This window comes from Paenibacillus sp. NAIST15-1, from assembly GCF_001894745.1.
GTDB classification, from domain to species: Bacteria; Bacillota; Bacilli; order Paenibacillales; family Paenibacillaceae; genus Paenibacillus_B; species Paenibacillus_B suaedae.
On sequence record NZ_BBYF01000008.1, the window covers coordinates 164,337 to 189,684 of the forward strand.

The 25,348-nt window shown below is 48.1% G+C and carries 21 protein-coding genes and 1 pseudogene; 15 read left to right on the top strand and 7 right to left on the bottom strand.

What is annotated here, in order from left to right; genetic code table 11:
- Positions 1-74: 74 nt before the first annotated feature.
- Both PBN151_RS18095 and PBN151_RS18100 read right to left on the bottom strand, forming a co-directional pair.
- Positions 75-917 carry a 1,4-dihydroxy-6-naphtoate synthase gene (locus PBN151_RS18095; RefSeq protein ID WP_072730132.1) on the bottom strand — a complete coding sequence of 281 codons (843 nt, stop codon included), beginning with the start codon at positions 915-917 and terminating at the stop codon, positions 75-77.
- A 2-nt stretch (positions 918-919) separates the two neighbouring features.
- The gene (locus PBN151_RS18100) at positions 920-1,645 is read right to left on the bottom strand and encodes a futalosine hydrolase (protein ID WP_083545208.1); all 726 of its coding nucleotides are present in this window, start codon (positions 1,643-1,645) and stop codon (positions 920-922) included.
- 376 nt (positions 1,646-2,021) lie between these two features.
- On the opposite strand from PBN151_RS18100, the gene PBN151_RS18105 reads away from it, so the two are divergent.
- Positions 2,022-2,777 (top strand): acyl-[acyl-carrier-protein] thioesterase, encoded by a 756-nt coding sequence (locus PBN151_RS18105; RefSeq protein WP_021255333.1) that lies wholly within the window; start codon positions 2,022-2,024, stop codon positions 2,775-2,777.
- A gap of 189 nt (positions 2,778-2,966) precedes the next feature.
- The gene (locus PBN151_RS18110) at positions 2,967-4,115 is read left to right on the top strand and encodes a phosphodiester glycosidase family protein (RefSeq protein ID WP_227774817.1); all 1,149 of its coding nucleotides are present in this window, start codon (positions 2,967-2,969) and stop codon (positions 4,113-4,115) included.
- Positions 4,116-4,183: 68 nt separating this feature from the next.
- On the opposite strand, the gene PBN151_RS18115 is transcribed toward PBN151_RS18110, so the two are convergent.
- Positions 4,184-4,789, bottom strand: coding sequence for a pentapeptide repeat-containing protein (locus tag PBN151_RS18115; RefSeq protein WP_072730133.1), 606 nt, complete (start codon positions 4,787-4,789; stop codon positions 4,184-4,186).
- A gap of 379 nt (positions 4,790-5,168) precedes the next feature.
- Between PBN151_RS18115 and PBN151_RS18120 the strand changes: the two genes are divergently transcribed.
- The gene (locus tag PBN151_RS18120; RefSeq protein WP_021255330.1) at positions 5,169-7,100 is read left to right on the top strand and encodes an ATP-binding protein; all 1,932 of its coding nucleotides are present in this window, start codon (positions 5,169-5,171) and stop codon (positions 7,098-7,100) included.
- A 79-nt stretch (positions 7,101-7,179) separates the two neighbouring features.
- Here PBN151_RS18120 and PBN151_RS18125 read toward each other — a convergent pair whose 3' ends face one another.
- Entirely contained in the window at positions 7,180-7,422 is a 243-nt protein-coding gene (locus PBN151_RS18125; RefSeq protein ID WP_021255329.1) for an NHLP leader peptide family RiPP precursor, read from the bottom strand.
- 66 nt (positions 7,423-7,488) lie between these two features.
- The gene (locus tag PBN151_RS18130; RefSeq protein ID WP_072730134.1) at positions 7,489-8,427 is read right to left on the bottom strand and encodes a hypothetical protein; all 939 of its coding nucleotides are present in this window, start codon (positions 8,425-8,427) and stop codon (positions 7,489-7,491) included.
- Between the two features lie 499 nt (positions 8,428-8,926).
- Here PBN151_RS18130 and PBN151_RS18135 point away from each other — a divergent pair, with 499 nt between their 5' ends.
- Positions 8,927-9,775, top strand: coding sequence for an EcsC family protein (locus tag PBN151_RS18135; protein ID WP_072730135.1), 849 nt, complete (start codon positions 8,927-8,929; stop codon positions 9,773-9,775).
- A gap of 184 nt (positions 9,776-9,959) precedes the next feature.
- Here PBN151_RS18135 and PBN151_RS18140 read toward each other — a convergent pair.
- Positions 9,960-10,124: pseudogene (locus PBN151_RS18140) on the bottom strand (PAS domain-containing protein); the annotation flags it as partial.
- A 500-nt stretch (positions 10,125-10,624) separates the two neighbouring features.
- Between PBN151_RS18140 and PBN151_RS18145 the strand changes: the two are divergent.
- The 6 genes from PBN151_RS18145 (at position 10,625) to PBN151_RS18170 (ending at position 18,699) form a co-directional block, all read left to right on the top strand.
- Positions 10,625-12,370 carry an ABC transporter ATP-binding protein gene (locus tag PBN151_RS18145; protein WP_072730191.1) on the top strand — a complete coding sequence of 582 codons (1,746 nt, stop codon included), beginning with the start codon at positions 10,625-10,627 and terminating at the stop codon, positions 12,368-12,370.
- Positions 12,363-14,225 (top strand): ABC transporter ATP-binding protein, encoded by a 1,863-nt coding sequence (locus tag PBN151_RS18150; RefSeq protein ID WP_083545203.1) that lies wholly within the window; start codon positions 12,363-12,365, stop codon positions 14,223-14,225. The genes PBN151_RS18145 and PBN151_RS18150 overlap by 8 nt, the downstream gene beginning before the upstream one ends.
- Before the next feature lie 389 nt (positions 14,226-14,614).
- The gene (locus PBN151_RS18155; protein ID WP_072730136.1) at positions 14,615-16,084 is read left to right on the top strand and encodes a catalase; all 1,470 of its coding nucleotides are present in this window, start codon (positions 14,615-14,617) and stop codon (positions 16,082-16,084) included.
- Positions 16,085-16,134: 50 nt separating this feature from the next.
- Positions 16,135-16,407, top strand: coding sequence for a transcriptional repressor (locus PBN151_RS18160; RefSeq protein WP_021255323.1), 273 nt, complete (start codon positions 16,135-16,137; stop codon positions 16,405-16,407).
- Between the two features lie 269 nt (positions 16,408-16,676).
- Entirely contained in the window at positions 16,677-17,351 is a 675-nt protein-coding gene (locus PBN151_RS18165) for a serine/threonine protein kinase (RefSeq protein WP_072730137.1), read from the top strand.
- Positions 17,352-17,511: 160 nt separating this feature from the next.
- Entirely contained in the window at positions 17,512-18,699 is a 1,188-nt protein-coding gene (locus PBN151_RS18170; protein WP_072730138.1) for a trans-sulfuration enzyme family protein, read from the top strand.
- Positions 18,700-18,777: 78 nt separating this feature from the next.
- Here PBN151_RS18170 and PBN151_RS18175 read toward each other — a convergent pair whose 3' ends face one another.
- Complete coding sequence (locus tag PBN151_RS18175; RefSeq protein WP_072730139.1) at positions 18,778-19,215, bottom strand: hypothetical protein; 438 nt, start codon at positions 19,213-19,215, stop codon at positions 18,778-18,780.
- 399 nt (positions 19,216-19,614) lie between these two features.
- Here PBN151_RS18175 and PBN151_RS18180 point away from each other — a divergent pair, with 399 nt between their 5' ends.
- The 5 genes from PBN151_RS18180 to wsfD all read left to right on the top strand — a co-directional run bounded on the left by PBN151_RS18180 (position 19,615) and on the right by wsfD (position 25,263).
- Complete coding sequence (locus tag PBN151_RS18180) at positions 19,615-20,805, top strand: anhydro-N-acetylmuramic acid kinase (RefSeq protein WP_072730140.1); 1,191 nt, start codon at positions 19,615-19,617, stop codon at positions 20,803-20,805.
- Between the two features lie 105 nt (positions 20,806-20,910).
- Entirely contained in the window at positions 20,911-22,008 is a 1,098-nt protein-coding gene (locus PBN151_RS18185; RefSeq protein ID WP_072730141.1) for a serine hydrolase domain-containing protein, read from the top strand.
- A 225-nt stretch (positions 22,009-22,233) separates the two neighbouring features.
- Entirely contained in the window at positions 22,234-23,250 is a 1,017-nt protein-coding gene (locus tag PBN151_RS18190; protein WP_072730142.1) for a glycosyltransferase family 2 protein, read from the top strand.
- Complete coding sequence (locus PBN151_RS18195; protein WP_072730143.1) at positions 23,247-23,774, top strand: GtrA family protein; 528 nt, start codon at positions 23,247-23,249, stop codon at positions 23,772-23,774. The genes PBN151_RS18190 and PBN151_RS18195 overlap by 4 nt, the downstream gene beginning before the upstream one ends.
- Before the next feature lie 67 nt (positions 23,775-23,841).
- A complete protein-coding gene (gene wsfD, locus PBN151_RS18200) occupies positions 23,842-25,263 on the top strand; it encodes a glycan biosynthesis hexose transferase WsfD (protein ID WP_072730144.1) in 1,422 nt (473 codons plus the stop codon).
- Positions 25,264-25,348: the final 85 nt, after the last annotated feature.

The following is a 25,348-nucleotide window of genomic DNA, read 5'->3' on the forward strand; positions in this document are numbered from 1 at the left end:
GCGCCCGCGTAATTTGCAGGCGCTCTACTTCGTAATGGTATAGTATACGTAGCGTTCGCGAATCACACTATAGACTACAGGCGAAGTGCGGCTAAATCGAAAGCAGGCACGAGACCTTCCTTCGCTGCGCGGCCAAGCAGTGCTTCGACTGCAGCATAGCCGTCTTCACCTAAGTTTCTAGTAAATTCATTCACGTACAGGTTAATATGGGCATCCGTTACTTCAGGCGACATCTCCTGTGCATGAGCTAGGACGTATTCACGCGATGCTTCTGGGTGTGCCCATGCATATTCGACTGATGCGCGTGCCCAGCCGGCGATTGCGTTCACATTAAGCGTGCGGCGGGCGATTATGGCACCGAGTGGAATCGGCAGGCCGGTATCCGCTTCCCACCACTTACCCAGATCGGCAAGCATTGTGAGACCGTAAGACGGATATGTGAAGCGAGCTTCATGAATAACTAGCCCTGCATCAATGTGGCCATCTCGAACGGCCGGCATGATCTGATGGAACGGCATGACGACAATCTCTCCGACCCCGCCTGGCACATTCTGTGCAGCCCACAACCGGAACAATAGATAGGCTGTAGATCGTTCACTGGGCACTGCGACACGTCGGCCAGACAAGCTGGATGGGTCAGCTGGGGTCGAAGCCGATTCCTTCGTCAATACAAGCGGTCCGCAGCCACGGCCAAGCGCTCCCCCACATGGCAGCAGGGCATACTCAGACAGTACCCAAGGCAATGCTGCGAATGAAATCTTGAGCACATCTAACCCGTTTCCGCTCGCTGCAAGGTGGTTCGTGATATCAATATCTGCATATGTTACATCTAACTCCGGGGCACCCGGTATAAGTCCATGCGCCCAAGCATGGAAGACAAACGTATCGTTCGGGCATGGGGAATAGGCGATTTTCATGATTACAGCACCTCTACTAATACTGCGCTGGCAGCTTCTAATGCATTCAGCGCTTCTTGAATCCGCCAAGCGGCACGATCGCGCGGTCCGACGGCATTCGATATCGCGCGTAGCTCTAGTACGGGCAGACCGAAATCCTGCGCCGCGGTTGCTACGCCATAGCCTTCCATGGCTTCAACGGCTGCTCCAGGCACACGTTCTGCCATTTGGGCTGCGGTTGCAGCTGTGCCTGTCACGGTTGCAACCGTGAGCACGGGGCCGGAACGTGCTGGCAGATTCGCTGCTTGCAGAGCTGTCGCTACTTGAGCGACAAGCCCAGCATCGACAGGAATGCGAGCAGAGCCGAAGCCAAGCTCGTCCAGACTGGAGAATCCCTCTGGGGTCTCCGCACCTAAATCTGCGGCAATGATGTCGCTTGCGACGACCAATGATCCAATCTCAGCTTGTCCGGGAAATCCCCCGCCGATACCGGCACAGATGACAAGCCGATAGTTGGATGAACCCTCATTTGCAAGCTTCCGAGCCGTCCGGGCTGCGGCCGCTGCTACACCCACGCCACCGAGAATGACGTCATATTGGGGATGATGCTGAAGGCCGCGCAATACGGCATCCCGCTCTGCTGTGACAGAAGTCACAATTAGAATGCGGCCCTCTGTTGGCTGTTCGGCGGCTTCAGCTGCACTAAAGACAGTTGAAACCGCTGCTGAGGCATCCTTCATTTCCTTCATCATGTTGGTCGCTCCTTTATGATACAAGACAAGCGTTTCACACACACCGTCTATCGCATCGGAAAAATTATATATCGATTTACTTCCTTCAAATTATCTTCTTCCTCAATTTCTGTAAAGAGGGGATTTATTGTGTAAAGGGGATAATCTATGCTTGCTTCTTATCTTATGTTTATACTAACATATCATAGGATGGTTTATGAATAGAAGCATTTACGATTACCAAGTGAGCTCAGGATCGTGAACAGGTTTCCGCAGTGGAAGCAGCGGTTTAGCAGATCAATATCGGTTATGATATTGTTGGGCATGGAATGACTGATGCAGATAGATGGACTCAAAAGCAGGCAGATGATTGTTCAGGAGGAGTTGATTAGAAGTGGTCTCAAATCGTTGGAGTGAGCAACATGAAGTATCATCTGATAACTGTGATTACAAGCGCGATTGTCGCTTGTCGACATTAATGGAGTGGATGCAGCGGGCAGGTGATTCCCATCTTGCATCGCATGATGTATCCATGGACGAATTGGTAGGCAGCGGCATGGCTTGGATGCTGTTGACCGTGGATTTGGAACTGATGAGAATGCCGAAGTACGGAGATGTACTTCAGTTGGATACATGGCATAAGGGAGCGAGAGGCGTTCAATGGCTGCGTGATTATGTGGTCTACGATGCAGAGCATCAGCAAATTGCTCAATCCCGCACGACATGGGCACTTGTTGATCTGAATAAGCGGCGTATTCTTCGGGCATCCGCATTTCCTTATGATGTTCCTGTCAATAATGAGGATTCTGTGGGGGAGATGCCTGAGAAGGTTGCCATACCAGAAGAATCTTCTCTTCGCCTTGCTTATACCCTCCACGTAAGACAGAGCAGTATTGATATGAACGGCCATTTGAATAATGCCAGATTTGCTGATATATGCTTGGATGCGATGACGCAAGAGGAATTGGAACGAGGTGTGTCGCGCTTCCGAATTACGTACCATAAGGAAATCATTCTCGGGGATCAAGTAGATGTATACCGTTCTACTGGTGAAGCGCTGCATGCAGATGATCGCCGCTGCTTTATTCGTGGACAAGCTTCGGATGGCAGTACGTTGTTCGATGCTGAAGTTGTTTATCGAGAAGAATAGCTGCTGGATGGATGGTGCCGGGGATTGGGGAGCGCTAACGTTGCGCTCCTCTTCTCTGTGACAATGACATTAATCGTCAGAATGATCGGATTACGTCGGCTAATTGACATAATTGTCGAAAAAAGACATCGTCCTCAAAAGGATGATATGATACTATATTCCTGAAATTGGATTTTTTCGCCTGGGAGAGTGCAGAAATTGAAAAAAATAATAACAGCAGTTCTAGGGATAGCCTTAACTTTTACATTCATTACACCACATGGGCAAGCTCACGCAGATGCAAGTTCATATGGGGTTATGGATACGAAGGCGTACCGTACTTACGTCCCGATACGCTATTTGAGCGATAAGCTGCACTATCAAGTGACATGGGAGCCTACGAGTAAGCGCATAGAGGTGGTAAGCGACGATAATTATCTGGAGATGACATTAGGTACAACGCAGGCATATGTCAACGGAATGAATACGGAGTTGGAAGCAGCCCCATTCCGAGCAGGGGGGACGACTTATGTTCCAGTTCGGTTCGTCAGCGAAGCAATGAACCTGTCTATGGAATGGGACAAGAACGGATCGCTTGTCCATTTTTGGAATGGGGACAGTCATGTTCGCTTGCCTATTGTCTCGAAGCAGCGGATCAACCAAACATCGTCAATTGAGAAGAGCTGGCGAGCATTCAAGGTCGGGAACAAGCGGGTGACGACCACGATGCTGACCATAAATCTGCTGCATCCTCATATACGTCTCGGCGTAGGAGTGGGTTACGGAGGAGAGGGCTCGGTCGATAACCTCAAGCATATGGCAAAGCGTAATTATGCAATCGCTGCGATAAATGGGGGCTACTTTGATGCTTATTCCAATTCGAAGGTGAAAGTCCCGTATGGCTATGTAGTTAGAAACGGAAAAATGATACATAACGGCTCTGGCGATAAACGAAGTGTGCTTCTGTTCACGAAAGATAATCAAGTAGAGATGATCCCGGGGCCATCATTCATAGATCGATTCCAAGAAGGGGATGTGTACGGAGCTTTGCAGGTAGGGCCGCGTCTTATTACAGACGGCAAGATTACCGTTAATCTGAAGGGCGAAGGCTTTAAAGATCCGAAAATATTGAAGCACAGCAGCATACGCAGTGCGGTTGGTATAACCAAGGACTACAAGCTAATGATCTTGACTACATCCAGCGCTACGATTCCAGAGCTTGCTAAAGTGATGAAGCAGGCTGGCGCTTATCAGGCGATGAATTTGGATGGCGGAGCATCAAGCGGCCTTTATTACAATGGAAGATATATGACATACCCTGGGCGGAACATTAGCAATGCGCTGCTCATTTTTAAATAAAAGAAGTACTGAAAAACAGCCGCAAAATTGCTATATTAGCAGACTGCGGCTGTTACTCTATCTACGAATCAATCTACCTTGGCTCCGTATGCTCTAGCAAATGCAACGGCTTGAATCATATCAATTCGGACTTTGGTAAGTTCCAGTGCTTTGAAGTTCACTCCGTTCATCTCAGCTCCTCGCAAATCTGCACCAGCCAATTTGGTTTTGGTGAGATTTGTACGGGTTAGATCGGCATCCCGTAGGTCAGCCTTCTCCAGCTTGCTTTCAGTCAGGTCTGCCTCCATGAAGCGAACACCACGCAAGTTCTGCCTCGTTAAGTTCGCATGGCGCATATTCGTATACGACCAATCTCCTCCGATAATCGTTATGCCATCCCATAATACAGTGGTGAAATCCGTCCCTACCATTTTGCATTCTGCAAATTTGGCCGCGAATAAATTCACTCCTGTGAACCGGCAATTCGTAAATGCACTGTGCGTGTGTGTAGAGCCATTGAGCACGGCTCCGGTGAAATCACAGTCAATAAATTGACAGCTTGTTGTCACTGCTCCATCCAGTTGTGCACCTCGGAAGCGGCAGGAGGTAAACGTGCAATTGCGCAGCTCAGACTCGCTCCAATTGACATAGCTAAAGTCGTTGCCGTCGTACTGTTCTTCTATATAAGTTGTCATAGGATACTCCTTTGTAGATTTCATACGATATCGTTCATCTATCCCAGTAGTTATCGTAACAAGGAAATCTACCTGTTTGCAATGATGCAAATATTACGAGGGGACATCACGAAAAAATACATTTCGACATTCTTTTTTCGACAGTCATCTCACTATTGTTTGTATATACTTTCTCTATGTCTTTTCCCATCCATAGATCGACACAGAAGTAGCATGAACAGGGATTTTCAACAAGATCCATGAAGATTATTATATTTTATGGAGACGCATATTAGAAATGGTTCAATTTCCAGATTCTAAGCAGGATTTTACATATTTTTGTTGAAGTATTGCCCATATCGGATATGGAATGATCCTTGAATACATACAGGGGTGTGAAATGGGATTTAAAAACTGGTTCACGCGAGGTATTTTCATAGGCCTCATTATATTGGTTATTGGAGCTATAACATCGCCTTCTCTATTATCCACACAACCAGAACCCACTAAAATAACGATTACCCAATGGGATGTAATATGGGAAAAGCAGCAAAGTGCATGGAAGGACATTGTAAGGAGAACAGAGGGATGGGAGACAATTGATCTTCAATCAAGCGTCCCTCTAAAGCCACAAGGAAGCCAATCTGCATGGTATCGAATTTCTCTCCCGCCTGTGCATTGGGATCAACCCGGGTTATACATAAGTATGTTATATGGATTTGAAGTAGATGTATACTCGGATGAAGGTAGAAAGCTGTACCACTCTGCACGTGATTATGGATCTGACGTATATCAAATTCTTGTGCCGATCAGACCATCCTCTAATAGTCAACATGTATATATCCATACGGCTACAACGGTAGAACGAATTGGAATCCAGAAATCAATCATCATCGGCAATTACCAAGAAATCATTCAAGATTATGCGAATCAAGGGCTCATAGATATTTTACTAGGTAGTTCATTGGTGTTTATCTCCATTGTAATGCTTATTTGCGTCTTTTCCCTTCGTAATATTGACGTGCCCAGTTGGTTATCTCTTAATATCGTAATCATGGCTGTTGGTATTATCATGATTACGAACTCTAAGTTTATTCATACTTATTTCGGCGAATATGGCAAACTGACTGTCATCTTATTTGACATCGCCATGCAAGCCCTTTCCCCAGCACTAACTTATTATTTCGAGCAAATTACTGGACCCGGACCATTCTCAATTACATTGAAAATCAGGAAGTTTCAAGTTGTTTACTCTATACTCATGCTTGTGTGCCTGTTTATAAATATACTATCTAATAATCAGTTCTATGGTTTTTTTTACTTTATAACCGTCAAAGTGTATGCAGTCCTAATTGTCGGGCAATTGTGCTTGCTGACGGGGCTTTCTATCGTATACGCTATCCGAAAAAATGTGGACGCGATATTGTTTGCAATTGGCTTTACTGTTTTTGCTATTGTGACATTAGGAGAATTAGTTTGGTTTCTGCTTCATTCTGGCCAGTATGAACTTACCATTTGGAAATGGGGAGTTATTGCCTTTATCATTGCCTTCATCATGATTATGGGCAGAAGAATCGTTGCGACGCATGAACAGGTTATTCAATATTCCAAGGAGCTTGAAATGTACAACGGCAAGCTGCAGCATTCCGAAAAGATGCACATCATCAGCGAACTTGCAGCCTCTGTAGCCCATGAGGTGCGCAATCCGCTTCAGGTAACGAGAGGATTCCTTCAGTTGATGAAGAATCACTCGAATGACAAAGAAAAGGAATACGTGAAGCTTGCATTAACTGAGCTTGATCGCGCATCCGAAATTATTACTGATTTCCTCACTTTTGCGAAGCCAGAGCTCGAGGATGTCGTGATTCTTAATGTTGGGGAGGAGCTTAGGCAGATTGAGGGGATACTTATGCCGCTTGCAAATATGCAGGGTGGTGTTATCGAATTGGAAGTAGAGTCAAATTTATTGATTTACGGCAACTCATCCAAGTTCAAGCAAGTATTTATCAATCTGATCAAGAATAGCATCGAAGCACTGCAGGATGGCGGTATGATCCGAATAGCAGGGTATGAAGAAAGAGGGGGTATCATGATCTGTGTTCAGGATGATGGTGTAGGGATGGATCAGGAGGAGATAGCACGCCTTGGCGAGCCTTATTTCTCGAATAAGACGAAGGGAACTGGGCTAGGGTTGATGGTCACCTTCCGCATCGTTGAAGTTATGCAGGGAAGCATCCATTTTCACAGTGAGAAGGGGAAAGGGACAGAGGCGATAGTGCGCTTTCCTTCTGCACTGGAACAGCCACCTATTGCGCTTCATAGTGGTACTTAGACGATTATACAATAGTGAGAAGGGGCATTCCACAAGTCATAGCCTGACGAGGGAAAGCCCCTTTTTAGAGGGAGATTATTTACCAAACGAAACGGCGAACGCCTTCTGCAGGGAGTGTCTCTGCTGGATTTGGAGGTATGACGAGGACGAAGCGATCTTTTGTTTCTTCCTGAGTCGTTAGTTCAACATGGTCAGGAATCGAAATGCCTAGTACTTCTTTAATGGCAGCCTTCGGATCTTTGAGCAAGCGCTCCTTAAATGAAGGATCTTCCCAGGCCTTGTGAATGATTTGATTTTTGAAAAGTTGCTCCGTAGTTACCATGTGCACCCCTCCGTATATGGAATGAACTACACAGATAATGTAACACTTTGCCTGTTTTCTGAACTACTACTTTGTTACCGAATTCGACAACCAATACGACAATCCGCCCATCATCAGCACTTCACGCTGCTGTCGAATATGGTCGGCTTCTTCGACAAGAATGTTTGCTAGTGAACGGTTAAACTCTACAAGTTGAGGGGACGCTTCCGGCATGGCATCCAGCTTGGCTTGAAGTTTCAAAGCTTCTTGACCAAAGGAAGCGAGGATGTCGGATACGGTAATGGCATGTCGAACGAGTTCCTCGGTAAGTGGTTTATCTGTCGGAATCTGTTGAATAGAACGAATCCACGCCAGCAGACAATTATAGCTTCCATCTTGTAGATCTGTCTGCCAATCTGCCCAGTCATCGGTCATCTGCAAACAAACAAGCACAGTATCAACGGCCTCGTTTACATGCGGGAGCTTATCCTCCATACCCGTTAAGAAGAGCGCGCCGCTACTAGACAGCTTGACGAGGGCTGACTTGTGAGCGACCTTGAGGCGATCCGTCATAAATACATCCTGCTCACGCTCGCTAGTGACGCCATGAACCCACTCCCATGTGTACTGCCTGAAGCTGTCCCATAACGGGGACTGGGGAGGGAACATCTGTCTATAGATGTCGAGCAATTCGATATAGCATAGATTACCCAAGGCAAGCTGCTCGGCCTTGTTATCGCAATCATTATCCATGACATCATCTTGGATAAAGTAATAGAGCATGCCGAATATGCTTGCAAGCGCCAGGCGGCGGCAATGCGCTGTCGAGAGTCCAGTCATGTCCTGCATCCAATAAGGGAGGCAGTAGCATATATAATTATTTGTGCTTCGATCGTTACTGGGATTGAATTTCTCTATATAGCGCAATCCTGCGTCATTCAGCGGGGCTGGGAATGTCTCGATGATACACTCGGCATCTTGAAAGACCTGTTCAATCTCGGAGCGGAACGGTTCATACCAATGCATAGTATCCCTTCTTCCTATGTGATTGATGTTGCAACTCTGATATGTATGATGTTCGGACATGATGAGAAAACTGGCAGGCATGTGCAGCGTTTGTGAGTAGGATGGTAGCAGCATGAATGCATAAGAGGTAGGTGTGAGTGCGGAACTGACACAGAAGATGCAGATGTTGATAGGATATCTTGAATAGGAAGTGGAAGCTAGGAAGTTGAGATCAGTTACCACCAGTATAGAGGAAGATTGGATACATCGACAAGAACATTGCTGACTATTAGGAAGAAGTCCAACTGGAGAAGTCTGCCTACAAAAATCTATCTACAAAAGTCTGTCTACCAAAGTCACATCTCGCTTTGCTCATTTCGTTTCTACCTCGGCGCTCCCCTTGAGTTACCAGGGAACGGGATCTCGCTCGGGGAAAAGGGACGCAACCTACATGAAGCCATTCCGTATTGGTATAGAAATAACGGTTTAATCTAATGCGGAGACGGAGAGATCAAGAGGAATGGGAGAATCGAGAGACGAGCTTCAACAGATGCTGCAAGCGATAGAGGAATGGGAACGCGAGCAGAAGGACTTATCCATATTCGAGAAGATAGGACGGCTGCCATTCGCGCTGCTGGATCGCTTCACTCCCAAGGGGATACAGAATAAGATTGCTGAATTGCTAGATGAGTTGGGAGGCTATCTCCATACAGGAGGAAGCTACCTCGTCCAGAAGAAGAGCATATTGCAGAAGCTTTGTGCAAAATGGGCAGAAGAAGATCCTGTTTCCCTGGCGGCCTCTACTGCGCAGGGGAATCCACTGGATCTGCTGGCTGTGAAGCAGATGCCTCTAGCTCTGAGCAACACAGTTGCGGATTCGGTACGGGAATCCAATAAGAAGGTAGCATTTGCTCAAGGGGCAACGACGGGATTTGGCGGCATATTTACATTAGCGGTAGATATACCTGCGGTTCTTGGGATCGCGCTTAAGGTGCTTCAGGAGACGGCGATCTGCTACGGCTTCGATCCGGATGATCCCAGAGAGCGGCTCTTTATTGTGAAGTGTATGCAGTTCACGATGTCCGACATTGTAGGCAAGCAGGCGGTGCTGCAAGACATTGGCGACTACGACAACCCGAATAGACTTCGAGACTCGGTGTCTGAAGTACAGGGATGGCGGGAGACGATGGTGTCCTTTACCGATAATTTTGGCTGGAAGAAGCTGTTCCAATCCGTGCCGGTTATCGGCATGATATTCGGTTCGTTTATGAACCGTTCTATGATTCATGACATGGCAGAGACAGCGCAGATGCTATACCGCAAGCGGGCAGTGCTGGAACGTCTCAATGCGCTGGATGACTGCTGCTAAGCGCTAGTTGCAGATATTGCTTGCTGCCCCTTCGAACCGATCCTTAATCCTATGGCAAGCGGCTCAAAGGGGCAGTGGTTAGATGTAATGAATTCGGCCCAGCGGCAGCGGCCTGCGGCACAATTCACGTAAAGCAGGCCGCGGACCAGAGAGGCCGATGATGGAGATCAGGAGACGCTCTACTCTAGGACATGATTCGCTTCTGTCCCTCTAGTGCTCGAATCTCGCTTACATTTTGCGTAAATTCTAACGTCCCCATATATTGCCCCGACTCATCCCGAACAGCGAAATAGCGAAAATAGACGAACTTATCCTTGAACGGGATCCAGAAATCCTCGACATCTTTTTTTCGCGATTATTAATAAGTTCGCTCATCGTAAGTCTCCTTTGTCATTGAGATCCATTATCAATAAGTCAATGCATGCTTAGATGAAAGCAAAGAACAATACGGGACGATTTGATTGAGATCACATTTTGCTTTGCATAATTTTTGACGCATTTCCTTAAACGAATTGCATTTCCGTACCCAATCTTGGAACAGTACGGCTTATTTGTGCTGGCTAGGCACTTCATTTGTGTGTGGGGATAGGTGTGTTCTCAGTTTGTAAAGAAGAGTGAGGAAGCATAGGTGTTATGTATGTAAAAATATGGTTTGTTAATGGCAGGTATTTCAATTACTATTTATGTACGGATATACACAGTGCGATGTAGAAATGAAGTGCATATCAAGGTACAGGAGTGCCGTAGACAGGCGGGCCCACATGCGGCTGATGAAGAGTCAGTCGATGCCGACATGGCCCAGTGCACGGTGCTGGTTAAACGAATATGAGACGGGATGTGATGCTATTCATGAAGGGAAAGACATTGTTGTTTAGTCATGTCCGTGCTCATCTGCCGCTCTATGTGACAGCTGTAGGCTGCATGGCGTTAGCCAATATCATTTACTCCTTTTTCCCCACCTTGCTAGGGCGATTCACTGATGAGCTGCAGATGCGGGGGCTGACGAAGGGGTCCGTGATTCATTACAGCTTATGGCTGCTTGGAGTTGCTATCGGATATGGCTCCTTGTTTGGAATTGGACAATATTTGAATCATCGCCTAGGACGTAAGTTTGAATTCAACATGAGACAGAAGCTGTTTACTCAATTTACAAGATTAAGTGAGCACTATTATTCGAATCACGGTGTAGGCAAGCTTCTCAGCTATTTCATGAATGATGTTACCTCGGTTCGAGAAACGATTGCCAACGGCGTGAACCAGACGACGAATGCGACGATCCTGCTCCTGTCGGTCATCATTATGATGGGGGTAAGTGGCATTCCGCTATATTTGGTATTCGTGTGCGTGCTTCCACTGCTTACGATTCCGCTGTTTGTCATTTATTTCGGACCGCGCATTCGCACTCGTTCACGTGCGGTGCAGGATTCCCTTGCGGCGATGACGGAGTCCGCAGAAGAGCAATTCGGTGGCATGAAGGTGACGAAGACATTCGCAGTTGAGCATGTGGCAGAAGAACGCTTCGGCGCAACAGTGGATCAGATTTGCAGCAATCAATTAGGGCTTGTGCGGATGACATCTCTCTTCCAAGCGCTCATTCCGTTCGCTGGCTCACTTTCCCTCGTTATCGCAATAACGTATGGGGGTGTGCTGTCGATGCAGGGACAATTATCCCTTGGAAGCTTCGTTATGTTAACCCTGTATTTGCGCATGATTATGACACCCCTGCAGCAAATCGGCAATGTCATCAATGTGATGCTCCGCTCACGAGCTTCTCTTGATCGCTTGAACCGGCTGTTGAATGAAGAGCCGGACATCCGTGAATATGCGGGTGCTCAGCCAATCTCGGCGGACGATGCTGTGATCGAGATCAGGAACCTGACATTTGCCTATCCAGAGGAAAGTAGAGAATCATTAGCTGATGTGAATATTCAGATATCAGCAGGCAAGACGCTCGGCATTGTTGGCAAGACGGGCAGCGGCAAGTCGACACTAGTGAAGCTGCTGCTTCGCGTCTACGATCCTCCGAAGGGGACAATTCGAATCGGAGGCCAAGACATCTGTGAAGTTACGCTAGAGAGCCTGCGTACCCAAATTGGGTATGTGCCGCAGGATGGATTCCTATTCAGCACGACTATTCGAGATAATATTGCATTCTATAACCGAAATGCTGCAGACGAAGCGGTTGAGGAGGCGGCGAAGCAAGCGGACGTATGGGACAATATTATGGGATTTCCCGATCAGTTCTTTACGAAACTGGGAGAGCGCGGCCTTACCTTGTCCGGCGGCCAGCGTCAACGAACGAGCTTGGCACGGGGAATGATTAAGAACGCGCCCATTCTCATTTTGGATGATAGTGTAAGTGCGGTTGATGTTGTAACAGAGACGACGATATTGAACAATCTCCGGGAAGTTCGAAAGGGCAAGACGAACATCATTATCGCACACCGGATAAGCGCTGTATGCCACGCTGATGAAATTATTGTCCTTGATCATGGCAGCATTGTGGAACGTGGAACACATGAAGAACTGATCCAATCAGGCGGCTATTATGCCTCGCTCTATACGATTCAAGAGGAGGGGAAGAGAAATGCCTGAACCGACAGCGAACGTAAAGGGCAGGAACAATCATCATCCTGCACAGTCCAAGGAGATAGGCTCACGCATGGCAGGGGCTTCTCCCGAAGAGCGCAGGCAATCGTTTCGCGCTATGTTCGCTTATGCGAAGCCGTATCGCTTGACGTTTCTCGCCATATTTTTATGTACATTCCTTGCAATTGGAGCGGATTTGCTGCAGCCTTATCTCGTGAAGATCGCGATTGACGATCATGTCTTGGCCGGGAAGCACGGTGTGGGCACATTATTTCTGATTGGCGGCAGCTATTTGCTTCTCGCGCTGCTTAGCTTGCTGTTCACCTATATTCAGGCGAACCTGCTTCAGAAGGTGGGGCAGGGCATTGTCGGCCAGTTGCGGAAGGATCTGTTCAAACATATATCAAAGCAATCGATGTCATTCTTCGATCGCCATTCGATGGGCAGCCTCGTAACGAATGTGTCCAGTGACACCGAGACGATCAACCAGTTCTTTACTCAAGTGCTGTTAAGCGTAGTAAGGGACGGCATGTCGCTTCTCTTGATCGTGGTGTTTATGTTTTCGCTCGATGCGAAGCTTGCGATGTTCTGCCTTATCTTGTTCCCAATTATTTTGGCGATTGCGGTAGCTTTCCGGAAGGCGCTGCGATCTGCTTATCAACGCGCACGGGGTGAGCTGTCAAGGCTTATCGGATTTTTGGCGGAGAATCTGTCGGGTATGGGCCTCATCCAGGTGTTCCATCAGGAGAAGGAGCAGACAGAGCGCTTCACGGCGCAGAATCGGAAGTATTTGCAAGAGAATCTGCGCGAGGTGCGCACGAGCATCATGTTCAACCGCTCGTTCGATGTGCTCGGCAATGTGTCGGTCGCATTCATTGTGTGGCTTGGCGGCATGGCCGTATTGGATACGTCATTGGCGTTCGGAGTTCTGTATGCCTTTATCAATTACATTCGGCAGTTTTTCCAGCCGATCAACCATATTACCCAGCAATGGAACACGCTCCAATCCACAATCGTATCTATGGATCGCTTGTGGCGCATCTTCCGCATTCAACCTGAAGTACAGGATCCGAAACCAGAGCAGGAGCATAATGTAGTTGCCTCTGAAGTGCAGGGCCAAGTCGACTTCAATCATATTCGCTTTGCTTATGTTGATGATCGCGACGTGCTGCATGATCTGGATTTGCACATTAAGCCAGGTGAGTTCATAGGTATCGTAGGCACGACGGGAGCTGGCAAGAGCTCACTTGTGAACCTGCTCGCGCGTTTCTATGACGTCAAGCGGGGAAGTATTGAGATTGATGGGGTTGATATCCGCCGACTGCCGCAGCATACGCTGCATCAGATTGTCGGACTAGTGCAGCAGGATCCATTTCTGTATTCGGGATCCATTCTTGATAATGTCCGCTTATTCCAGGATACCGTATCGCGGGAGGAAGTGATCTGGGCCTGCAAGTCGGTTGGGGCGCACGGCCTGATCAAGCGCTTGAAGCATGGCTATGATACAAGGCTGTCTGATCGCGGGAGCGGTCTATCGGCGGGAGAACGGCAGCTGATTTCTTTCGCTCGGATTCTCGTGTTCCAGCCCCGCATTCTCATCTTGGATGAGGCAACGGCACATTTGGATTCTCATACCGAACAGCTCATCCAGCAAGCGCTTGAAGTGGTCTCAGAGGGTAGAACGACGCTCGTGATTGCTCACCGTTTATCGACGATTCAGCATGCAGATCGCATTATTGTCATGCGGCATGGCCGCGTTGCAGAGGAAGGGACGAACGAGTCCCTTATTGCACAGAATGGGTATTATGCAGAGCTGATCCATCATTCGCGTTCGTACCCAAGAACAGCCGAGCAACAATAATCTGCTTAATACGATGCATCTTATCTCCTAATAGCAGTTCAGAGCTAGAATGGGAGGTAAGGTGTATTTTCATTTCAGCTTAGCTACTAGTTCTAGCACCCGTGACTTTATTCTAATTCCCGCCAAAGAAGCAGCACAGGATGGCTTCTATCACCAAGTTTCAGTTCTCTCGCGATATCCAGCATCAGTATTATCCTCTCATTCACTATTTAATCCTTGGCCGCATATCATGTGCCGGTACCCACGATTATTCTGTTATTTTATCTAAATTTAGTATTAGATTATAATTATTATTGATAAATGCATCTCGGTGTGCTAAATTAATAACACGCTTAATAATAATAATTATTATTTAAAACATAAAATAAAAACATGCGGAGGCGATATTATTGAGTAACCCGACGAAACTGACAACAAATCAAGGCGCCCCAGTAGCTGATAATCAAAACTCGAAAACAGCTGGACAGCACGGTCCAGTGTTGTTGGAGGATTACCATCTCATTGAGAAGCTTGCGCATTTCGATCGAGAACGTATTCCTGAGCGTGTCGTCCATGCTCGCGGTGCAGGGGCGTTCGGTGTGTTTCGTCCGTATCAAAGCATGTCTAAATATACAAAGGCAGCCTTCTTGCAGGATCCTTCCATTGAGACGAAGGTATTCGTGCGTTTCTCTACGGTCATCCATGGAGGGACATCTCCTGAGACGCTTCGCGATCCACGCGGATTCGCTGTGAAGTTCTATACAACCGAAGGCAATTATGACTTAGTAGGCAATAACCTGCCTGTGTTCTTTATTCGGGATGCGATTAAGTTCCCGGATATGGTGCACTCCCTGAAGCCGGCTCCACATACGAATATCCAAACACCAGATCATTACTGGGACTTCATGTCGCTGTCTCCTGAATCGACCAATATGTTGACATGGTTATTCTCAGACCTGGGTATCCCGGCGAATTATCGAGAAATGGACGGATTTAGCGTACACGCCTTCAAATGGGTGAATGAGGAAGGCAAGGTTGTCTATGTGAAATATACATGGAAATCACTTCAAGGTGTACGTAGCCTGACTGCAGAAGAAGCGGAGCAAATTCAAGCGAAGGATTTCAACCACGCTACTCGTGATCTGTATGATTCGATCGAAGCAGAAGACTTCCCTGAATGGGACTTGTATGTGCAAATGATTGAACCATCGCAAGGGGATGATTTTGATTTCGATCCGCTTGATCCTACGAAGGTATGGCCGGAAGAGCTCGTGCCGATGATGAAGGTAGGGCGGATGACATTGAACGAGAACCCAGCGAACTTCTTTGCAAGTGTAGAACAGTCTGCCTTCTCGCCAAGCGTACTGGTACCTGGCATCGAGCCATCGGAAGATAAGCTGCTGCAAGGCCGCTTGTTCTCTTATCCGGATACACAGCGCCACCGTCTAGGGACAAACTATTTGCAAATACCAGTCAATTGCCCGTTTGCCCAAGTTCGGAACCATCAGCGCGATGGAGCCATGAATGTGAATCAGGATCCGTCTCCAATTAACTATGAACCGAACAGCCATCCCGGCGCATATGTTGAAGCTGGAGGGCAATACGCAGAGAGCGAAATGCTCCTCGACGGCACGACGATGCGGCGTACGATTAGCAAGACGAATGACTTCGGGCAGGCTGGCGATAAGTATCGCAGCTTAACCCCAGAGGAGCAATCGCGATTGATTGCGAACTTGGTGAACGACCTCAAGCAGGTTAGACCTGAGGTTCAAATGCGCGCATTGTGCAACTTCTTCCGTGCCGATGCGGGCTATGGTGCCCGAATTGCGGCTGGCCTTGGGATTGACGTAAGTGCGCACACACAGCATATGAACTCATAACATGCTCTTAAGTAACGACGAAGACAACGATAAGAAAGGTAGGGACCCCCATGAATCGCAATTCGATGATCTCATTCGTACAATCTGACAGTAAGCGAGAACCCGTACATTTAACACAGCAGAGAGAAGCGGTCTTATCGTTCGTTAATCAAGCCAAGTCCCCCGCAACCGCGATTGAAATTTATATTGGAATGCGTGCGACCACGAAGCGCATTTCACTCTCTACGGTATATTGCAGCTTGAAATATTTTGTTAAGAACGGTATCGTGCGTGAACTGAATGAAGATCACACCTCGAAGCGGTATGAATGCATTGCCAAATAAGTACTTGAATCCTTGATGGATTTTATCATTTACATGAGGAAGGATAGAGGCTCAGATTTATATCTGAGTCCCTATCCTTTTTTTGCGTGACCATACCCTGATGTATTCCTTGGCTGCTCCCAATTAGATTGCAAAAAGAGGCTCTCATTTTTTGGATCTGGGGCATCTGATGATAGCGCTCGAAGACCGGCGATATGGTATATTAAGGGGAGAAATGCGTTTCGCTTGGGTGGCACATGGTCAATGATTAGAAGGAGAAATGGGTATTGATGCTTAATCCAGAGCAGCTTCAGTCGCTAATAGAGCAGATTGAGCTTGTTCTGCTGCCTGCAGCAGACATTCGCAGTCTGAATGGGGACGATCCCGTTCAAGTGTCCAATACACCGGTGGATTGGGAGGTTATTGGCGCAGGGAATTATGCGGTCGTCTTCAGCCATAAGCAATATGCCTCTGTTGCCGTAAAAGTGTATGCAGCAGGTAGGAAGGGTTTGGACGACGAAGCGGAAGTATATCGACGTCTTGGCAAGCATCCTGCCTATTCGGAATGTTATTACGTCGGGCAAGGATATTTGATATTGAAGCGGCTACCTGAGGTAACGCTGTATCACTGCCTCCGGCACGGGATATCGATACCACAATCGGTATTGGATGATATTGATGAAGCGCTGGAGTATGCATCCGCACGAGGGTTGACCCCAAGAGATATTCATGGGAAAAATGTCACCAATGATTGTGGCAAAGGGTATGTCGTGGATGTATCCGATTTTCTGATCCCGCAGCCTGACCGCATGTGGGGAGACTTCAAGCAGGCATATCGGTTGTTGTACAAACCGCTAGGCTTGAAGTGGGGAGTGCCGGTTCCGGAGTGGCTGCTTGAGCTGCTTCGCAAAAGCTACCAGATGTACCGTAGACGCGCGGCTGCGACGGGCTGCGATAAGAACTGACTAAGCGAGTGGGAAGGAAAATACATGGGAAGTAGAAGGTCATTAGTACTAGGAATTCATATTTAGCAATGTCCATACACGGTGTCAGGTAGGGCTGGCATGCCTCAGTATGGTGCAATATAAATGTAGTCATTATTGCCGCGAAGGGAACGATAAGATCATGTCAACCGAGAGACAAGGCCTGTCTTCAGACAAGAAGTGGGACAAGCAAACAGTAGTCGTGCATGATTGTCACGATGAACGGCATTTCGGAGCAGTTACAATGCCGATGTATCAGAACAGTCTGTTTACCTTTTCATGCCATAAGGAATTTTATGAGGCATTGGATTCTCCGCTAGAGCACCATCTCTACTCGCGCGGCAACAATCCGAGCGTCAATGAATTAGAGCGTCGGTTGGCTCTGCTGGAGCGAGGGGAAGCAGCACGCTGCTTCGCTTCAGGAATGGCGGCGATCTCTGCGGCCATTATGTCAGCGGTGAAGGCCGGTGATCACGTCATCTGTGTGGATCATGTCTATGGGCCGACTCGTGAAATGCTTGGCAATTACCTGCACCGCTTCGGGATTGAGACGACATTCGTGAATGGGGAATCGATTGAGAGTATAGAAGCCGCTGTTCGGCCGAATACTTCGATGTTATATCTCGAGAGCCCGACAAGCATGACGATTCGACTTCAGGATCTGCGTGCATGTGCAGAGCTCGCCAAGCGAATCGGAGCGACAACGATCATTGATAATACGTGGGCGACTCCGATATTCCAGAATCCGCTGGAACTCGGTATTGACTTGGTGGTTCATTCCTTGACGAAATATATTGGCGGACATAGTGATATTATGGCTGGGGTTATTATCGGTTCACATGAACGGCTGCAAGAAATCGGACGCCAAGAATTTCTGTTATACGGCGGAATCATGACGCCGCAGACAGCATGTCTTGCGATGCGCGGACTGCGCACGCTCCCACTGCGTATGGAGCGGCTGCAGCAGAATGGTCTTGCTGTGGCTGCGTATTTGGATGAGCTTCCGTACATTGCACGAGTAAATCATCCCGGACTGACTACTTATCCGCAGCATGAGTTGGCGAAGCAGCAAATGAGTGGGTACGGGAGCTTGTTCTCCTTCGAGATGGCGCTTCCGCTTGAGCAGGTGCTGACATGGGCAGATCGGCTGCAAATGTTCCGAATCGGGGTCAGCTGGGGTGGCTATGAGAGCTTAGTGCAAGTTGTTCGTCCACTAGCAGGGCAAGAGGGAGAAGAGCTTGTCCTCGTACGGCTGTACGCAGGACTTGAGGATCCTGAACTGCTCATTCAGGATATGCGCCGCTCCTTCGAACAATTGGGACTATCGTAGAATTAGAGGTATATAGGATGAACACAAAAGAACTGGCTGCGCAGATAGACGCGTCCAGTTCTTTTTGCGTTGCAGCCATCATTTTTCGATACAGAGGGTAATGTTGAACTCGCTCTCTTCATCTTCGATGTAGGCTGCAATCTTGCGCAGCAAGGCAGCAGCCTGTGATCCTGAAGCTGCTAAGTCATACTTGAACTTCATCTCTTCTTGGGATAGTACAACTTGGTGAGAAGCCGGAGAGAAGCTGCCCGTTTCATCTCGGAGCGTATAGCTTGCGTTTGCAAGCAGCGACTCGTTGGATGATCGAGGCATAATCGGATTGAATACACTTTTTTTCCCGCATAGATCCTCATAAATTTGTAGCTTCTTCAACCAATTGTAATACATCGAAGAGCTCTTGAACCCGAAGCCTTCTGCCATTTCATGAATACGATTGCTTAGACGCAGCTTCTTTATGGTATCAATTTGTTCGTCTCTCTCAAGGGACTCAATATCCTGAAGAGAAGGGAAATTCATACAATCAGCTCCTTAGTGTGATGAAAATCTCTTGGATTGATTTGGATAGATTATAATCTGTCAGGATCAGAAATACAATGTGTCAATTGTGTTACGAGGAGCAATTGGTTACATGAGAAATGTACGAGATGAAGCAGAATGTTTTAATAATTGTTGAAATTACTCTTCAACATGGCTCTTTTCGATCTGCGTAAGCACATCCCTATGAGATTCATGTGGAATGATAATTCTATTATTATATCATAAATTGAAATAAAATTTCAAAAGCGTATAATAAGATATAGAGGTCAAAAATGACATGTTCTCTCAACAAATAGGGCTTAATGGATTCAGCAGCAATTATTTATGAAGGCGTTTACATATCGTGTAGTGAATTGGAGTTTCTAAGGAGGAGAAAGGTTGCGCACACGATCATTAGCTGTAAAATCGGAACATATTATCATCGGACTAATGTCAGGTACATCACTCGACGGGATTGACGCCGCAGTCGTTCGCATTCAGGGTGCGGGAGTAGAGTCTCGGGCAGATATGATCGTCTTTCATTGCAAGGAATATGATGATGAGCTTCGAGAGCGACTGAAAAGATTGTGTACAAGAGGCGGTACGAGTACAGAAGAAATATGTATCATGAATGCCTATATGGGGGAAATGCTGGCACAGGCGGCGCGCGAGGCGGCAAGCAATGCTGGAATCTCGATGGAGGACGTCGATTTCATCAGCTCCCACGGCCAGACAATCTGGCACCAGCCTGTCGTAGATAAGGCAGATCGATGTGCGGTTCCTTCCACTCTACAAATTGGGGATATCTCAATCATTGCCAAGCATACGGGTGTCCCCGTTATCGGAGATTATCGGCCGGCGGATATGGCAGTTGGCGGACAGGGAGCGCCATTAACGCCGTATGCGGACTATCTGTTGCTGCGAGACTCGGAAGTGGGCAGAATTGCGCAGAACATTGGCGGAATTGGCAATTGTACGATTCTTCCTGCTGGCGGGGATCAGAGTACGGTGACCGCCTTCGATACGGGTCCCGGCAATATGCTGATCGATCAAGCCATCTATCAATTATCGGGCGGGGCATATGGGTATGACCGCAATGGGGAATGGGCGTCACGCGGCCAGGTGAATACTGAGCTGCTGGATGAATTGCTTGCACATCCATACTACGCCGAGCCGCCAGTGAAGACGACTGGACGTGAGATGTTCGGTACGGATTATGCGCTGCATTGGATCGAGCATGGCAGAATGCTGGGGCTGTCGGCTGAGGATATCGTTGCGACATTCACCGCATTGACGGCCCGCACGATTGCGGATGCCTATCGGCAGTTTGTATTTCCTCAACACCGCATACGAGATGTTATTGTCAGCGGAGGTGGAGCACGCAATGCAACACTGATGCGCTGGCTTGCGGAAGAGCTGCCGGAACAGAAGGTGACAGCCTCTGATGAGATGGGATTGCCGGGAGATGCGAAGGAAGCGATCGCATTCGCCCTGCTTGCAAATGATTTTATACACGGGATTCCGAATAATTTGCCTCGTGTTACCGGAGCTGTGCGTCCAACCATTATGGGCAAGCTGGCCATGCCATAATCCACTTCATAGCTATGCTTGCTATGAAGTGGATGAGAATTTCTCGGTAATAGGACTTACGATTGCGTTCTAAGATTCATCACAATGCTGTGGGGGGATTGGGCGATGCCGGAAGGTCGTCTTGCTGCGAACAACGCACAGTTTCAGGATGCTAGCGCGCTGATTGATGATGCAATAATGAGTGGAGATATTCCAGGGGCCGTCTCGCTTATTTGGTACGGTGGTCATGCGTTCGAGTATGCTAGGGGCCATGCAGTGGATACAGATAAGCAGAGGATACCAGTCACGATTGATACCATATACGATTGTGCTTCTTTGACGAAAATTGTCGTGACACTCCCGTTACTATTGATGCTGGTTGAGTCAGATAAGCTTAACTTGGATGATCCTGTGGTCACGCACATGCCCGAGTTCAGCGGCAATGGAAAAGATTCGATTACGATTCGCCAATTGCTCGCACATACTTCAGGCCTGCCTTCTCATCGGGATCTGTACTCGCAGGGATGGTCATCTGATGAGATTGCTCGCCATCTGGATCAAATGGAATTGGTGTATCCACCGGGAGCGGACTGTCAGTATAGTTGTCTCGGCTATATTGTGCTCGGCAGACTTATAGAGCGCGTATGCGGAGAATCACTGGCTACAGCGGCGGAACGCATGCTGCTGAAGCCGCTCGGCATGGTGGACAGCAGCTTCAATCCTCCGCAGGAGGCTCGTTCACGAATAGCGGCTACGGAATATGATTCGATGCTAGAGGAGCATTGCTGGGGAAGGGTCCATGATGAGAATGCAGCTGCGTTGGGCGGCGTCGCCGGAAACGCAGGGCTGTTCGCTTCGGCACGCGATCTGGCGCACTATGCCCGCTTGTGGGTAAACAAGGCTGAGCTGGATGGAGCGGAGGGCAATTTGCTGTCTAACCGCGTCATTCAAGAGGCGCTCCGTTGTCAGACTTCCAATATACCCAATGCAAAGCGAGGACTCGGTTGGGTGCTGCAAGGAGATACCGCTGATTTTGCTGGAACAGGATGGTCAGCCTCCAGCTTTGGTCATACAGGCTTTACGGGTACAAGCATATGGATCGATCCTGAACGGGATATCGTAGTGGTGCTGCTTACCAATCGCGTGCATTATGGACGGGATAAGAGTATATCAGAACTGCGACGCCAATTTCATGAAGCCGTCCTAGCAGCAATCACAGAATAAAGTTGATTTGTCGGCATGAAACGGAGAATTCACGTCCCTTTATCACGATTTTCGTCTAAAACCGCCTGCTGTTCGCTTTGAGCGTTCGGCAGGCGGTTTTGTCTTTCGCTATAATAGATGAGCCAAGTTATCATTTTGGTTATGCATATTTCATGATATAGGATATAATGGAAATCAGCTGTATGTGGAAATATGTCGTATTTTCAATGTAAAAGGGGTACTACGATGACATTACCGATTCTTTATATGGTCATTCCTTGCTATAACGAGGAGGAGGCCTTGCCAATTACGACACCCGTACTCATCGAATTGCTGAAGGGACTCGAACGGGATCAGCTCGTATCAGCCGACAGCCGTATCGTGCTTGTAGATGATGGGAGCCGAGATGGAACGTGGCAGCAGATCGAGAGGGCCCGCGCCGCTCACCCTGTTATTTGCGGATTGAAGCTTGCTCGCAATGCCGGCCATCAGAAGGCGCTGTTAGCCGGACTTATGTACGCGAAGGAGCATGCGGACTGCATCGTGTCGCTAGACGCCGATCTTCAAGACGATACCGGAGCCATTCGAGAATTCGTGCGCAAGTTTCATGAGGGATACGAGGTCGTATACGGTGTTCGCAACAGCAGAGCAACAGATACATGGTTCAAGCGCTGGAGTGCTGAATCCTTCTATAAAGTGATGCGCAAGATGGGTATCCCATTGGTATACAACCATGCAGATTATCGCCTTATGAGCCGGAGGGCTGTAGAACACTTGAGCGAATTCCATGAAGTGAACTTGTTCTTGCGAGGAATCGTACCGCTGATCGGATTCCGTTCTACAACAGTTGCCTATGACCGTATGGAGCGTGTTGCAGGTGAATCGAAGTATCCGCTTCGCAAGATGCTGTCTTTTGCATGGGATGGCATTACGTCGTTCAGCATCAAACCTATGCGCTTTGTTACAATGCTTGGTTTCATCAGCCTGGGAGCGAGTATTATTGCCGGAGGATACACGCTTATTTCCAAGCTGACAGGACATACCGTGTCCGGCTGGGCTTCATTGATGTTCTCGCTATGGTTCATCGGCAGCATTCAGCTGCTGGCGTTAGGTGTGATCGGAGAGTACATCGGGAAGATATATAATGAAGTAAAACGCAGACCACCCTATATTGTGGAGACGGTGCTGTCTGACGCATATGTGGCACAGAATGAGGCGCAGCCTTCCTGGCCGGGTGCCCAGCGTGCAGAGGTGAACCGATGAGCCGTGAGCAAGCGGCTAGGAAGGGCTGGCTGGGATTATTCAGCCGCTATGCGGTTGTCGGCGTGATTAACACATGCATTGGACTTGGGCTTATTTATGCACTGATGCACCTTGCTGGATGGGATCACTTCGCATCGACATTTGTCGGGAACACCATAGGGGTGCTGTGCAGTTATGTGCTCAATCGCCGCTTTACGTTCCAATACGAGGGGGCGCAGCTCAGCAGCTTCATTCGGTTCCTTGTTATTTCCTTGCTCTGTTATGCAGCAGCCTACGTGCTGCTTCATCCTGCATTCTCGGCGCTGGTTACGGGGCTGCTAGGCTCGCTGCCGCAATCATGGCAGCAATCGCTGATTGTGTTATGCGAAGCGGGTGCTTACACCGTAACTTCGTTTGTGCTCCATCGACTGATTACCTTCGCCGCACCATCGTCAGCATCTGAGCCTTCATCCCGTGCGGTGCGAGCGAGTGACGGACAACACGGAGAGGACTATGACAACTACCGCAGTGCAGAACGCCAATAAATGAAATGAGGCGCTTCCCCATCTCGGGGAAGTGCTATTCTTTTTAGTTAGGAGAGTGATTCTTGGCATGAAACGAAAAGATTGGGTATCTTGGGGTTCCGTTCTAATCGGTGCTATCATTTTAACATGCATTTTGTTTACTTCACCTTATATCGGAGTAGCAGATAACGGAGACTTTGATCGTATCGTGCGGAGCGGGGGGATATCGCCGCTTAATGACACGTTTACATATGAGGACAAATATTTCGGATTTAGTCATTCCAAATATGATTACGGCCCATTTGCTGTCAATTATGCGTCTTCGCAGGTGTTGTTTGTCTTCATTGCAGGGCTGCTTGGACGGGTGCTCAATCCATCCTATTTCCCGATGCAGGCAATGGGCATTGTATATTCATTGCTGCTATTAAGCACACTGTTCGTCATTGTCCGCTACGCTTGTGCAGGCAAGCGGTGGCTGCAAATCACAGCAGCGCTCTGTGTGCTGTTCATGTTTTTCGATATTGGATATGTCGGTTATTTTCATTCCTTTTTCGGTGAGTCGGTTTCCCTGCTGTTTCTATTGTTGTCCACGGCGATTGCGGTTACTTTGGCAAGGCAGCAGCATCCTTCACTCACTTGGCTAGTCCTATTGTTTGTCTGCGCGTTTATATTGGCAGCCTCCAAGATTCAAAATGCGCCGGTTGGCTTGGTGTTTGCTTTATATGGGCTTCGATTGTACAAAAAGCGGCCGGATCGAGCTTGGAAGCGGGTGATAGCTGGGGGAGCAGCCTTCATGATCGCGACAACAGCGCTCATCTATGTGTTCGCGCCTAAAGAGCTGAAGCAAATCAATTTGTATCAGACGATCTTCTTCGGAATTTTAAAAGATTCTCCGCATGTGTCAGAGGACTTAGATGCACTAGGCATCCCTCAGAAATATGCGGTTCTCGCTGGAACGAACTATTTTCAATCCGATGTCCCGATTAAGCAGGATGCGCCTGAGCTTACTGAACATGTTTACTCCAGACTTGGACATATGGACATTGTTGGCTACTATTTGCGTCATCCAGGCCGGATCATTGACAAGCTTGAGGCTGCCGCTGCGCAGGCGACATTTATTCGTCCTTATTACCTAGGGAGCTATGAGAAGGAATTGGGTGAGCCACGCGGTGCACTATCGTATACCTACAGTACTTGGAGTGAGGGCAAGAAGAAACTAATTCCGAAGAACTTTACCTTCTTCTTCATCTTCTTTGTACTATACATTGGCATCGTGCTGAAGGAGTATATTCGGAATAAATATAAGCGTCAGATGCTGGATGTCACGCTCATCGTAGCCTTAATAGCGATTATCTCCGTCGCAGTGCCACTTGTCGGCGATGGGGAAGCCGATTTGGGCAAGCATCTATTCCTGTTCAATGTGAGCTTCGATATTATGATCGTATTTACGGTCATTTGGATCGTGTCACAGGTGCGCCGGATATTCGACCGTTCGCCGGAGTTGGAATAGCGGGCGAAATACAGCCATGATATAGCTGCGCATATGGGAAATCCCCTCGGGCCGCAGCTGCACATCGTAAGATATCGATGATGCA

Bases quoted from the DNA above. Each gene is read 5' to 3' on its own strand.
- PBN151_RS18130 (WP_072730134.1), bottom strand. From the start codon at position 8,427: ATGCATTGGTATGAACCGTTCCGCTCCGAGATTGAACAGGTCTTTCAA.
- PBN151_RS18135 (WP_072730135.1), top strand. From the start codon at position 8,927: ATGGGAGAATCGAGAGACGAGCTTCAACAGATGCTGCAAGCGATAGAG.
- PBN151_RS18175 (WP_072730139.1), bottom strand. From the start codon at position 19,215: ATGAATTTCCCTTCTCTTCAGGATATTGAGTCCCTTGAGAGAGACGAA.
- PBN151_RS18165 (WP_072730137.1), top strand. From the start codon at position 16,677: ATGCTTAATCCAGAGCAGCTTCAGTCGCTAATAGAGCAGATTGAGCTT.
- wsfD (WP_072730144.1), top strand. From the start codon at position 23,842: ATGAAACGAAAAGATTGGGTATCTTGGGGTTCCGTTCTAATCGGTGCT.
- PBN151_RS18160 (WP_021255323.1), top strand. From the start codon at position 16,135: ATGAATCGCAATTCGATGATCTCATTCGTACAATCTGACAGTAAGCGA.
- PBN151_RS18120 (WP_021255330.1), top strand. From the start codon at position 5,169: ATGGGATTTAAAAACTGGTTCACGCGAGGTATTTTCATAGGCCTCATT.
- PBN151_RS18150 (WP_083545203.1), top strand. From the start codon at position 12,363: ATGCCTGAACCGACAGCGAACGTAAAGGGCAGGAACAATCATCATCCT.
- PBN151_RS18190 (WP_072730142.1), top strand. From the start codon at position 22,234: ATGACATTACCGATTCTTTATATGGTCATTCCTTGCTATAACGAGGAG.
- PBN151_RS18115 (WP_072730133.1), bottom strand. From the start codon at position 4,789: ATGACAACTTATATAGAAGAACAGTACGACGGCAACGACTTTAGCTAT.
- PBN151_RS18185 (WP_072730141.1), top strand. From the start codon at position 20,911: ATGCCGGAAGGTCGTCTTGCTGCGAACAACGCACAGTTTCAGGATGCT.
- PBN151_RS18100 (WP_083545208.1), bottom strand. From the start codon at position 1,645: ATGAAGGAAATGAAGGATGCCTCAGCAGCGGTTTCAACTGTCTTTAGT.
- PBN151_RS18195 (WP_072730143.1), top strand. From the start codon at position 23,247: ATGAGCCGTGAGCAAGCGGCTAGGAAGGGCTGGCTGGGATTATTCAGC.
- PBN151_RS18145 (WP_072730191.1), top strand. From the start codon at position 10,625: ATGAAGGGAAAGACATTGTTGTTTAGTCATGTCCGTGCTCATCTGCCG.
- PBN151_RS18170 (WP_072730138.1), top strand. From the start codon at position 17,512: ATGTCAACCGAGAGACAAGGCCTGTCTTCAGACAAGAAGTGGGACAAG.
- PBN151_RS18125 (WP_021255329.1), bottom strand. From the start codon at position 7,422: ATGGTAACTACGGAGCAACTTTTCAAAAATCAAATCATTCACAAGGCC.
- PBN151_RS18095 (WP_072730132.1), bottom strand. From the start codon at position 917: ATGAAAATCGCCTATTCCCCATGCCCGAACGATACGTTTGTCTTCCAT.